General features: G+C 58.3%; 13 protein-coding genes and 1 pseudogene. 2 read left to right on the forward strand and 12 right to left on the reverse strand.

What is annotated here, in order from left to right:
- From ACZCED_RS20165 to ACZCED_RS20205, 9 genes and pseudogenes are all read right to left on the reverse strand, one after another.
- A pseudogene (locus ACZCED_RS20165) lies at positions 1-324 on the reverse strand (monovalent cation/H+ antiporter subunit D family protein); the annotation flags it as partial.
- On the reverse strand, positions 321-1706 hold the full coding sequence (locus ACZCED_RS20170) for a complex I subunit 5 family protein (protein ID WP_462968299.1): 1386 nt from the start codon (positions 1704-1706) through the stop codon (positions 321-323). The pseudogene ACZCED_RS20165 and the gene ACZCED_RS20170, both read right to left, overlap by 4 nt.
- A 217-nt stretch (positions 1707-1923) precedes the next feature.
- Positions 1924-2403, reverse strand: coding sequence for a cyclic nucleotide-binding domain-containing protein (locus ACZCED_RS20175; protein ID WP_462968300.1), 480 nt, complete (start codon positions 2401-2403; stop codon positions 1924-1926).
- On the reverse strand, positions 2396-2812 hold the full coding sequence (locus ACZCED_RS20180) for a cation:proton antiporter subunit C (protein WP_462968301.1): 417 nt from the start codon (positions 2810-2812) through the stop codon (positions 2396-2398). Before ACZCED_RS20180 ends, ACZCED_RS20175 begins: the two co-directional genes overlap by 8 nt.
- A 2-nt stretch (positions 2813-2814) precedes the next feature.
- Positions 2815-3645: a hydrogen gas-evolving membrane-bound hydrogenase subunit E gene (gene mbhE / locus ACZCED_RS20185; RefSeq protein ID WP_462968302.1), complete on the reverse strand. Its 831-nt coding sequence runs from the start codon at positions 3643-3645 to the stop codon at positions 2815-2817.
- Positions 3642-3887, reverse strand: coding sequence for a Na(+)/H(+) antiporter subunit B (locus ACZCED_RS20190; RefSeq protein ID WP_462968303.1), 246 nt, complete (start codon positions 3885-3887; stop codon positions 3642-3644). Before ACZCED_RS20190 ends, mbhE begins: the two co-directional genes overlap by 4 nt.
- On the reverse strand, positions 3871-4203 hold the full coding sequence (gene mnhG / locus ACZCED_RS20195; protein WP_462968304.1) for a monovalent cation/H(+) antiporter subunit G: 333 nt from the start codon (positions 4201-4203) through the stop codon (positions 3871-3873). Before mnhG ends, ACZCED_RS20190 begins: the two co-directional genes overlap by 17 nt.
- A gap of 24 nt (positions 4204-4227) precedes the next feature.
- Positions 4228-4512, reverse strand: a complete 285-nt coding sequence (locus ACZCED_RS20200) for a monovalent cation/H+ antiporter complex subunit F (RefSeq protein WP_462968305.1) — start codon at positions 4510-4512, stop codon at positions 4228-4230.
- The gene (locus ACZCED_RS20205; protein ID WP_464861562.1) at positions 4512-4910 is read right to left on the reverse strand and encodes a Na+/H+ antiporter subunit E; all 399 of its coding nucleotides are present in this window, start codon (positions 4908-4910) and stop codon (positions 4512-4514) included. The genes ACZCED_RS20200 and ACZCED_RS20205 overlap by 1 nt, the downstream gene beginning before the upstream one ends.
- 6 nt (positions 4911-4916) lie before the next feature.
- On the opposite strand from ACZCED_RS20205, the gene ACZCED_RS20210 reads away from it, so the two are divergent.
- Together ACZCED_RS20210 and ACZCED_RS20215 are read left to right on the forward strand one after the other, a co-directional pair.
- Positions 4917-5180: a hypothetical protein gene (locus ACZCED_RS20210; RefSeq protein ID WP_464861563.1), complete on the forward strand. Its 264-nt coding sequence runs from the start codon at positions 4917-4919 to the stop codon at positions 5178-5180.
- Between the two features lie 372 nt (positions 5181-5552).
- The gene (locus ACZCED_RS20215) at positions 5553-5825 is read left to right on the forward strand and encodes a hypothetical protein (protein WP_462970566.1); all 273 of its coding nucleotides are present in this window, start codon (positions 5553-5555) and stop codon (positions 5823-5825) included.
- 21 nt (positions 5826-5846) lie between these two features.
- Here ACZCED_RS20215 and ACZCED_RS20220 read toward each other — a convergent pair whose 3' ends face one another.
- The 3 genes from ACZCED_RS20220 to ACZCED_RS20230 are packed head-to-tail and all read right to left on the reverse strand — an operon-like array spanning position 5847 to position 11098.
- Positions 5847-6932, reverse strand: a complete 1086-nt coding sequence (locus ACZCED_RS20220) for a class I SAM-dependent methyltransferase (protein WP_464861564.1) — start codon at positions 6930-6932, stop codon at positions 5847-5849.
- 48 nt (positions 6933-6980) lie between these two features.
- Complete coding sequence (locus ACZCED_RS20225) at positions 6981-7751, reverse strand: RluA family pseudouridine synthase (protein WP_462970564.1); 771 nt, start codon at positions 7749-7751, stop codon at positions 6981-6983.
- Entirely contained in the window at positions 7748-11098 is a 3351-nt protein-coding gene (locus tag ACZCED_RS20230) for an AAA family ATPase (RefSeq protein WP_462970563.1), read from the reverse strand. The genes ACZCED_RS20225 and ACZCED_RS20230 overlap by 4 nt, the downstream gene beginning before the upstream one ends.
- Between the last annotated feature and the right edge of the window lie 66 nt (positions 11099-11164).

Raw genomic sequence — 11164 nt, forward strand, 5'->3', positions numbered from 1 at the left:
CAGCGTGCGCATGTATCCGATGCAATACAGGGAGACCAGGATCCAGAGAAACGAGGAAGTCACGGCAAACATCAGGCCGAAGGCATCCACGCGATAGCCCACCGCGATTCCGGCGCCGATATCGATGATCCGAAAATCGAGCCGATCCCCGCCGACGATGGCCGGGGCCATCGAGAGGATGATGGCGAACTGGATCACCGCCGCAATGAGGGTGGCGCTCTCACGCAGGTTGGGCTGCCGGCGGAGCAGCACAATCGCTGGTGCCGCCATCAACGGGCAGAGCACCGCCAGAATCGGTTTGATCGAGGCGATGGCTTCGTTCACGGGGCCCCCAATCCGAACGTCGTGTTCACCGCATCCAGAACTGGCGTCAGGACACCCGACATCCAGGCAACGCCCACGGCAAAGGTCAGCACCCCCAGTGTGACGCACGGAACCAGCATGCTATACGGGATTTCCTCTATGTGAATATCCGCGTTTTGCGCGACAGGCGTTGGCCGAACGTACATGGTTTCGACCAGTCGCCAGAAATAGACGATCATCAGCAGGGTGCTGACGAAGATCACGGCAACGAAGGCATACTTTTCGGCTTCCAGCACAGCCAGAATGAGATACCACTTGGTGACGAAGCCGGCGCTGGGCGGCATGCCGATCATGGCCAGAATGGCCAGCAACAGGGCCATGCAGGTCCACGGCATTCGCCGGCCGAGACCGTCGAACCGGCGAATGTCCCCACGGTCGAACTGATGGATGAAGGCGCAGGCTGCCATGAACATGCACCCCTTGATCACGGCGTGATTGAGGATATGCATGACCGCCGGGGTCAACCCCTGGCGGGTAGCCGGGGCCAGCCCGATGGCCAGCACGATGTAGCCCACATTGGCGATACTGGAATAGGCCAGCATCCGTTTGAAGTTGGTCTGGCGGATGGCAAAAATGGATCCGGCGATCATGGCCGTGGCTGCCACCCAGCACAAGAGGTCGAAGACCGGCAGGATGCGGTGGATGAAGTTTATGGAAAATACTGAAAAGAGCACCCGGATCAGGGCATAGGTGGATGTTTTGGCCACGGCTGTGGAGATGATGACGGTAACCGCGGACGGGGCGTACGTGTAGGCGTCCGGCTGCCAGGCATGCAGGGGAAACAGGGCGATCTTGATGGAAAAGCCGACGACGATGAAGACGAATGCGGTCTTTACGGCACGGGTTGAATAGAGTGCCGGCAGGATGGCATTCAGGTCCGCCATGTTGAGCGATCCCGTCATCACATACAGATAGCCGATACCGATTAGGTAAAAACTGGCGCCGATAGTGCCGATGATCAGGTACCTGAATCCGGCCACCGAAGCAGGCCCCCGGCCGATGCCCACCAGCGTATATCCGGAAAGCGAAGCCACCTCGAGCAGGACGAACAAATTGAACATGTCCCCCGTGACGATGATCCCCACCAATCCGGTGACCAGCAGGAGATACAGACACCAGAACAATGCCACCCGATCGGGCATTTCCCCTTCAACCGGTCGCTTGGCATAGATAGCGGCGATCAGGCTGAGCCCGGTGACCACAACCAGCATGTAGGCACTGAGATGATCCACGTAGAATTCGATGCCCCATGGAGGATTCCATCCTCCCAGCCGGTAGTGGATCGCCCCTTGCGCGAAAACCGTATTCAGGGTGACCACCGACAGGATGAGGCAGCCGCTCAACGCCATAACCGCCAAGAGGAACCCGGCACGTCTGATCCACCAGCCCGTCAAGAAGACACAGAAGGACGTCATGAGGGGAAGTATGACAAGTATGGGAGGAATCTGGGCAGTCATGGCTTGGACCCGTGAAGTGAACGAATTCGGTTGGTTCAGGTGTCCGGACGACGGAATCCTTGGCGTATGGCAATCCTCGCTGGTGCGTTGATCAGGCTGCCGGTTATTGAAACAGCGCCTGCATGTCCGGATGGTTTTTGATGGCCTGTTTGAACTGTTCGGTGCGAATGTCGAGGCGTTTTTTGATGATGACCAGCAAGCGCCGGTAAAATCGCAGACCCATCTCCGGATCGCTTTCAAAAAGCTTGTGGATCTTCGTCGGTTTGAAAGAAAAGACTTCGCATGGCGCCTCACAGACAGCATCTACCGTATACATCTCGTCATCGATCATCGCCGACCATCCGAAAGAATACCCCGGTTTGATTGCAGCGACGCAGGCGGTTACCTGGTCCGAGATTCTCTGCTCCAGCAGCACCTGGCCGGAGCGCAGCATGTAGAAGCGGGTCGAGGGCTCTTTGGCCTTGAAAATGATTTCACCCTTGTCGAATTTGAGTACGTCGACAATCTGGGCCAGCCGGTCTCGCATGGGATCCGTCAAATAGGTGAGCATGACGATCTGTTTTAAATCAGCCCCGCTAACCATCGCTTTCTCCCTGCGGTCCGTCCTGCAGCTGAACCAAAATCTCATCTTCATCCAGCGTTCGGTATTGCCGGAATATCTTGATTGCCAGGGCCAGGGCGACCCCCAGGGTCGCAACGGCAACCACGATGGCCGTAAGCATCAGGACATGGGGCAGCGGATTGATGTAATCGACCGCCCGCAGTGCATGGCCATGGGCGCCAGGTCCATGCATCACGATCGGAATGGTGGCGTCCCTTTTGGCACCGATGGAGATGAAGAACAAAATCACCGCTGTCTGCAGAATGTTCATGCCGATGATTTTTTTTACCAGGTTCTGCTTGGCGATCATGGCGTAAAGACCCACCATCATCAACGCGATGGTCATCCAATAATTGGCCTTGGATACGATCAGAACCCCAAGCTCGTTCACGTCTACAACCCTTCGTCGTACCGGCCGGCCGAGGCCAGGCAGTAATAGAGGTGGACCATTACCGCCATCACGGTGATGCCCACGCCGATCTCGACCATTAAAATGCCGTGGGAGCGGACCGCCACCGCATCGATACCCAGCAAGGAGGAAAGCGCACCATAGTCCAGATAGTTCCCACCCAGCAGCATGCAAAGCAATCCGGTGCCGGCGTAAATGAAGACACCCAGCACGCACAGCCAGACGGCCCGCTTTTCATCCATGCGCCTCAGGCCTTCCCGTATATTGTTGGCAATGGCGTACAAGATGATCGATGCGCCCAGGATGACTCCTCCCTGGAACCCGCCGCCCGGACTGTGGTGGCCGTGGGCGATGACATAAAGGGCAAAGAGCTGGCTGAACGGCACAATCAGTCGACTGGTCGTTTTGACCACGACATCGTATGGCACCCACATCAGGTCGATTCGTTCAAATTCCTTGGACGTCGCCGGCGGGGCGAGGCCGGTGGACAGGCGCAGGGTGATACCCGAAGGCAGATGCCGGTACATGCGTGAATCGGGCTGGATGCGCCTGAAAACCCGCAACAGGAAAAGACAGGCCACGCCGGCAGAAAAGATGACGACGGTTTCGAACAAGGTGTCGTAACCCCGGTAATCGGCCAGAACAGCCGTAACGATATTGGGGACGGATGTCTGCCTCAGGGACGCTTCGATATAGTGGGGCGACACATGCATGCTCGCCGGTGCGCCCGGGTCTCCCCACGGCGGAAAATCCTGGGATGAATAGACCAGCAGGCTGCCGAACAGAAGGACGATTCCGATCCCGGCTGCTTTCAATCCTTGGTCCTCCTCGACGTGCGAAACACCGCGGCGACGAACAGCACGGTGCTGACCCCGGCTCCTACGGATGCTTCGGTAAAGGCCACATCCACCGCCCCCATGATGGCCCACAGCAGGCACATCATGAAGCTGTAGGCCCCAAAAAGAATGGCGGCCCCCAAAAGGTCTTTGACCGTGATGGCGGCGATGCCGCAGATCAATACGATCAGCAGGACCACGAATTCAATCTGCCAAATCATCGTCGACCTTCTTTTGCCATGGTTTGAGACCCGCCCGCACCCCTGCATCGACTATGGCATGGGTGGCCGTCGGGCTGGTGAGATGCACGAAAATGACGATCAGCCCAATCTTGGCGGCCGTCAGGATATGCTCAAGGCTCGGATCGGCGATCACATACAGGGCGACCGCGGAGAGCGCCAGCAGCTGGCCGGCAGTATCCAGTTTCCCGGCCGGGTGCAGCCGGGTATAGAAATCGGGAAAGCGCAGGATACCGATGGCACCCCCGGTGAAAAAAACCAACCCGCCGCTTAGAAGCAGCCCGACCACTATTTCCATGGCAAAATCCTCCCCTCACAAGGGTCATTCGGCGGGTTCTTCATTCAAGTCTCTCTTTTTCTGGAAATATCGTGAAGCCGCCAAAACGGCGATAAAGTTCAACAGCGCGTATGCCAGGGCGATATCGACGAACATCTCCACCCGGCCGTAAATCAGCCCGATCAGGATCAGCAGCACCGTCGTCTTGCTGCCGATGGCATTGACCCCCACCAGGCGATCCAAAACGGTTGGCCCGAAAACGGCCCGGTAAAGGGGCAGCAGCATGATCAGGCTCAGGTAAAAACTGCTGTAGAGGAAAAACGTGTCCATTATTCCCGGAAAGCGGCAACGATCTTGGCTTCCATTTTTCCCGGAAGCGATTGCCCGGATGGATCATCGATGCAATGGACCGAGAACCGGCCGAGTGCGGTCACATCCACGGTAATCGTGCCGGGGGTCAGCGTGATTGAGTTGGCAAACAGCATGCGGGCGTAATCGCTCTTCAACCGGCTGTCGAATTTGATGATTTTTGGATTGATCAGTTCCATCATTCGCGGATGGAACACGAGGACCATCACGTGCAGGTTGGCGGCAAAGATCTGGACGATCAGCCAGGGCACATATCCGGCCAGTCGCAGCCATAGTGAGAAGACGCCTCTTGGTTGGCGGGAGCCGAACATCAGATCTCCGCAGAAGGCGGCCACCAGGGCACTTGAAATGATACCCATGGCAAGGTGAAATCCATCGAACCGGCCGGAAAAAACGATCCACAGGGCAAACAAAATAAAAAAGGAGAGGACAGCGGCGGTGTTGAACCGTTTCGCGCCGCAGCGATTCACGGGGGCATTGCGTGGTCTAACGTTCCCGTGGGATGGATTGATGTCGGTTCTCAGATTTCACCTCCCGACACGGTCTTTCAAATAGCTAAAAAAAGAAAGAACGATTTTGCCCGGAGTGTCGGCAGGAAGATGGAAATGCGACGGCAATGTCAGCCGTGATGATAAGGGCGCCAATAGCAGGAACAGCGACCGCAGGTCGTATGGCGGTTTCTCATGAGCATCGGGCTTGTATATGGATTGATCATAAAAAGGGGATTGGGTTTTGTCAAATTTTTATTGGCGCAAGGAAAGAGGCATCCTCAGCGCCTTGTCCATGGCAGGCTTCTAAGAGCGATCAAGGTCGGGAAGCTGAATAATCGGACGCGCGAATGATCCCATAACCAATTGAGCCATGGCGACACGCATATTCCTTCTCGCCTTGTACCAAAGAAAAGAGTATGTTAATAATCAGCTGTTTGTAACGATTATGGTGATAAGGGCAATTTACGACATAAAAAGCGATCGGCAAGCCCAAAACAAGGCGTGACGCCAATGATAGACGATACCCCTTATATCATAGTGGACAACCGGAAAATCTCCCCCATCGAACGGTTGGTGCGACCGAATTGGGCAACCGCTGAACAAAAGGGCCGGGAGGAGCATACCTTCGGCGTTGTCGACCGGGTTACCCTATCCAAAGAAGCCCGTGAACGTTCCATGCAGCCACCGGCCCACACCGGCACCGCCGCACCGACTCTCGAAGACCTGCCGAAAAAACAACCTGCCCCCCGTTCCCTGTTGACCTATTCACCCAAGCGGCGTTAGTGACCAAAACCGCGCCTGCCGTTATTTCCGGCAGAAAAAGTGCAGATTGAACGGGTCGTTGGGGATCGTTGTCACCGACACCCGCCCGAACCCGGCTTTTGCCAGCATTTTTTCAGCCAGTTGCCTCCCCCACATCATCCCCAGACCGGCACCACCATCCACCAGCCCTACCGGCATGCAGTGCATCAGGCTGACCGTGTACAAAAATGCGCCCATGGGATGGTTCCGGTTGCCTTCCATGTCGCTCTCCGCCGCAATGTCGATCATGGAAAAGGCGCCGTCTGGCTTTAACAGTTCATGAATCCCCCGCAGCGCCTCCAGCGGCCGGGTCTGATCATGGATGGCATCGAAGGCGGTGATATAGTCAAAGCGCGCGGACAGGCTGTTGGGATGGTATAACTCGGCTGCGTCGCGCTGTTCGAAGCAGACATTGGTCAAGCCCATTTCATGGGCATCGGCCCGGGCGGTCTCAAGGGCGTCGACGCTGATGTCGATGCCGGTAAACCGGCTGGCGGGAAAGGCTTGTGCCATCAGGAGGATGGCGACCCCCTGGGCGCATCCCAGATCGCAGACATGGATGCCCCGGTGCAGGGCCTGGACGATACTGCCTTCGTCCACCGACGGCAGGAACGTATTGACCAGCACCTGGCGGTGCTTGGCGTCGCCCAGCTGCGCCATGAAATCATGAAAGGCCGGATACTGTTCGTAGGGAACCCCCGCTCCGGTCAGAAAGCCCTGGAACACCGACTCCATGGCACAGGCCGTCAACAGAGGGATTTCCTGGGTGTATACGCCCAGGTTGCCGCTTCCGGCACGGCGCGCGAGAACATCCCCATGGGCTTTGGGCAACAGGAACCGGGGCTGGCCGTCATCGTCCCGGACCAGCGCCACAATCTCCCCGCACACCATCACCCCCAGCCACTCCTGCACATACCGACGGTTCAATCCGGCCGCCTTGCAGATTTCTTCCACGGTGCATGGCCGAGCCTTGGCGTCCATGATGTCGAACAGGCCGGCACGGTAGCCTAATCCCATGGCCAGATTCAAGGAACCATGGTTGAGGATCTCCACGATCTTGTCTTGAAAGGGTTTTGCATCACCTTGCATGAATGTTCCTTTCGGACCGGACCAGGCGCTTTCCAATTCCCAGGCCGGTTAACGGTCCATGTCCAGCAGTTTCCGCATCGCCTCAGGCAATCCGCCGGACTGAAAGGTTGTGGGTTGGGTATCACCGGGAAGATGGAGGGTCAGCGCATGGGCATGCAGGCCCAGCCGGTTGAAATGGCGGTGCCGCCGCAGATAGTTCAGGGCGCGGACCGAACCGTAGCGCCGGTCCCCCACGACCGGGTGGCCCGCCAGCTTGGCATGCCGGCGGATCTGGTGCTTCCGGCCGCTGAGGGGTTCGCATTCGACCAGGGAATAATGCGGGCTGTGGGCCAGTGTTCGCCATCGGGTGGTGCAGGGGATTCGTTTGCCTTTGCCCAAGGGATCGTTCCGCCCGGCGGCCGCAGCGGTCAACGGCCAGCTCCAGTCGGCCCGTTCCCGTTCTGCGCTCGGCATTTCAAGGCGGCCATGGACCACTGCCAGGTAATGCTTGCGGACGGTCTTTGCAGCGAACTGCCCGCCAAAGAAGGCCAGTGCTTTCGAACCGCCGGCCAGCATCACGATGCCGCTGGTGTCCCGGTCGAGGCGATGGGCCGCGTGAATGGCGGCAATATCCCGGCCCAGGGCCGGCAGACACCCCGCCCGCACGGCGGCCAGAACCAGGGAACACAGGTCGTTTCCAGGGTCGTTGTGAATGCTCAAGCCACAGGGTTTTTCAACCACCAGCCAGCGCGAGCCGCAGGCCACCAACGGAATCCGGACCTCTCCGGCGGCAATGACCGATTCAGGATCGGGTTTTACCGGCAGGCGGGGCGCGTTCATCGGACAAGGTTGTCCAGGGCCGCCCGGGCATCGCCGAGCAGCACGTCGGCACCGCATCGATCGAACAGGTCGATGCTTCTGGAAATATAATCCCGGGCATCGGTGAATCGTTTTTTATGGCCGTAGAGCAAGCCGAGATCCAGGCATGCCTGGGCCAGCCTGAGGCGGGTGCCGATCTGCGTACCGATCTGGATGGCCTCGCGCAGGTAACGCTCTGCCAGTCGGGATGCCACCGGCAGCGTCCGCAGCAGGAATCCGGCATTTCTGATCGCGGCCGGAAAGCCCATGGCCCCCTTTCGCAGGACCAAGGAGAGGTAAAATCTGCCCAGCATATGCGTGAATATCAAATCGTGGTTGCGTTTGCCCCGCTGCCGGTGAGTCTGAATCCGCTCTCGAATGATGGCAACCCCTTTTCCCAGGTTGCCCATGGTAGCCGAGACGATGCCATAGAAGGCATTGGCCGACGTGCCGACATATTCGTAACCGTACTGCTCGGTGGTGGCGATGACGGCTTCGAGGGTTCGGGCGGCAATGGGGACCTTGCCTTGCGAGAAATAGGCATAGCTGAGAAAAAACCGGGCATTCAGGCTGTAAATGGGGTCGACCGACACCTCGATGGCCTTTATCAGCAGAGACTCGGCCTTCATGAAATCTCCCGCCGCCATCCGGGCGGCGCCCATCAGCAGATAGCCTTCCGAAAAGGTGCGGGCATCTCCGGCCGCCTCACCGAATTGGAGCAGCTTTTCTCCGGTTTTCCAGCAGTCATTGATATCCCCGCTGAAAAAATGCAGCAGACCCATTCCCGTCAGGTTGAACCGGATCAGCTCGCGATCGGTTTCGATCCGTTCGGCCACCTTCGCCGCCTGCCGACCATAGGCCAGGGCCTCGTCCATCCGACCCAGATCGGTACAGGTCCAGCAAAGACCGGCGCTGCTGTAGCCGATCAGGTTGTCGTCGCCCAGGTCCTGACCGATCTTCAAGGCGCGCATCAGGTAAGTGTAGGATTCCGTCACCAGTTCCCTGCGCTGCAGTGCCCATCCCATGCAGACCGCATACATGCCCGTTCGCAAGGGGTCGCCAAATTCATTCACGGCAGCCTCATGACTTCGCAGCAGGTCCAGCATCTCTCGAAAGAGCCCCCGTTTGTTAAAGGCAAAGTACCACTTGATGATCAGGTCGATGAGCATGGCCAGTTCAACGGCGGTGGGGGCGGCAATCCGGTTCAGAAGCCGGTAGGCTCTCTCGTAGTAGCCATGGGATTCCTCCACGGCATATTTTTCCAGGCTTTTTTCACCGGAGCGAATCAGGTATTCAGCAGCCTTGTGGGTGCAGTCGCTGTTGGCGTAATGCAGCGCCAAGATCTCCAGGACGTTGTCCAAACGGCCGTGAAACAGGTTTTCCAGGGTGCGGGCGATCCGCTCGTGAATTGACCGGCGATCGGTCTTCAAAAGGCTGTTGTAAACCACTTCCTGAACAATGGCATGCTTGAAGCTGTAGGCCGGTTCATCCTGGCCCGGAATCCGGCGGATCAGATCCACCCGTTCGATCTTATCGATGCACGCCTTGACTTGGGCGGGGAACGCCGTGACCCGGCCCAGCAGCTCCAGACGAAACACGCGTCCGATGACCGATGCCTCCTGAAGAATGGTTTTGGCGGCATCTCCCAGCCGGTCCAGCCGCCCGTGAATGATGCCGTTGATGGTGGAGGAGAAGTCGGAAAAGTCGAGGGATTCATCGAGGTGCCAACCACTGCCGATTCGCTTGAGGTGCCGGTTGTCGATCAGGGAGTTGACGACCTCCTCCAGGTAAAAGGGATTGCCTTCCACATTCTGGAAAATATAGCGGTCAAGGGCTTCGGGAATGGTGTGGGTGTTCATCAGCGACCGGATCATCTCCCTTGACGATGGCGCATCCAGATCGGCGAGCCGGATGCTTTCACGCGCATAAGATAGGGGTTCGCCACGCTCACCGTCAGGAAAATCCAAGGTCGGTCGGTAACTGATCACAAACAGGATGGGAAGCCCCGACTCTTTGAGAAGGAACCGAATCAGCGAGACAGAGGATGGATCCGCCCAGTGCAAATCTTCGATGCAGACAATCGTGGGCTCCCGACGGGCCAGTGCCGACAGCAGGGTGATGAATGCGCTCTGGAGCCGGGATTTATAGATCTCGGGGCCGGCCGCCAGGGCTTCGGTCGAAGAGACGGCATACAACCCCGCCAAGAATGGAGCGACGGCATCCGGGTCGTCCACCAGCGGTTCGATCCCGGCCTGGAGCTTGGTCTCGATAATCGTTTCGGCGTCCTCTTCGCGGATCTCGAAAAGCCGGTTGAGCATGTCGATAAACGGGTAATAGGGAATTCCACGGTTATATGCATAGGCATGGCCGTCCAGCCACCGAAAGGCCTCCGCTGCACTGGAATCTTTGAATTCCGAGATCAGGCGGCTTTTCCCTGTGCCGGCATCCCCGGACACGGTCAACACCGTGCCTTCCTTGCGCAGCAGCCGCATCGCGGCATCTTCCAACTGCTTCAATTCCCGGTCGCGCCCGATGAGTTTAGCTTTCAACCCGTGGACCCGCCGCACTTTATCCGGTTGCGGGGTGACCGATTGAACCCGGTATACCAAAACCGGCCGAGCCCGTCCCTTGACCGTCACAGGGGGTTGGACTTGAAAGTTGAAAAATCCGGCAGCCGCGGAGAAGGCGCTGCTGTCCACCAGCACTTCTCCCGGTGCGGCCAGGTCTCTGAGCCGGGCGGCCAGGTTGACGGTATCGCCGGTGATGCCGTGTCGCCCGGTCTTTTCTTCCGTAGATCCGGTAACCACCAGGCCGGTGGCAACGCCCGATCGCATGGCAAGCGCACCGCCGAGGCGGTCAGCGTAGCGACGCTCCAATCGCGAAACCATCCGCCGGATTTCCATCGCCGCCCGGATGGCCCGGATGGCATCGTCTTCATGGGTCTGGGGCATGCCGAATACCGCCAGCACCCCGTCCCAGAGGATGCGGTCAACATATCCCTCGTAGCGGGAGATGATCTTGACCATCTCTTCGAAGAGATGGCGGGTCACCTCCCGGGCCTCTTCCGGGTCCACCCGGTTGAAGGTTTCCCGGTAGCGGCTGATGTCGGAAAAAAGCACGGTCACATGCTTGCGTTCGCTTTTAAGGGATTCTACGCGCTGATCCGAACGCTGTTCGAGGAGTTTGCCGCACTGGTCGCAAAACTTGCTGCCCGGGCGGTTAACGGCCTGGCACTGGCCGCATTGAACCGCCAGAGGCAGAACGGCCCCGCACCGGCTGCAGGCCGCCGCCTGTTCATCGACCGCACCGTGGCACTGGGAGCATATCATGAGTGGCGGGCCTTTCGTGGAACAATCGTCTCTGCTGGGAATTGGACCACAGATACCTGACATGTG

This window comes from Desulfosarcina sp., assembly GCF_055467485.1.

What these genes read in the sequence shown, in the direction of transcription:
- ACZCED_RS20175 (WP_462968300.1), bottom strand. Translation starts at nt 2,403, where the DNA reads ATGGTTAGCGGGGCTGATTTAAAACAGATCGTCATGCTCACCTATTTG.
- ACZCED_RS20190 (WP_462968303.1), bottom strand. Translation starts at nt 3,887, where the DNA reads ATGATTTGGCAGATTGAATTCGTGGTCCTGCTGATCGTATTGATCTGC.
- mnhG (WP_462968304.1), bottom strand. Translation starts at nt 4,203, where the DNA reads ATGGAAATAGTGGTCGGGCTGCTTCTAAGCGGCGGGTTGGTTTTTTTC.
- ACZCED_RS20200 (WP_462968305.1), bottom strand. Translation starts at nt 4,512, where the DNA reads ATGGACACGTTTTTCCTCTACAGCAGTTTTTACCTGAGCCTGATCATG.
- ACZCED_RS20205 (WP_464861562.1), bottom strand. Translation starts at nt 4,910, where the DNA reads ATGGGTATCATTTCAAGTGCCCTGGTGGCCGCCTTCTGCGGAGATCTG.
- ACZCED_RS20215 (WP_462970566.1), top strand. Translation starts at nt 5,553, where the DNA reads ATGATAGACGATACCCCTTATATCATAGTGGACAACCGGAAAATCTCC.
- ACZCED_RS20220 (WP_464861564.1), bottom strand. Translation starts at nt 6,932, where the DNA reads ATGCAAGGTGATGCAAAACCCTTTCAAGACAAGATCGTGGAGATCCTC.
- ACZCED_RS20225 (WP_462970564.1), bottom strand. Translation starts at nt 7,751, where the DNA reads ATGAACGCGCCCCGCCTGCCGGTAAAACCCGATCCTGAATCGGTCATT.
- ACZCED_RS20230 (WP_462970563.1), bottom strand. Translation starts at nt 11,098, where the DNA reads ATGATATGCTCCCAGTGCCACGGTGCGGTCGATGAACAGGCGGCGGCC.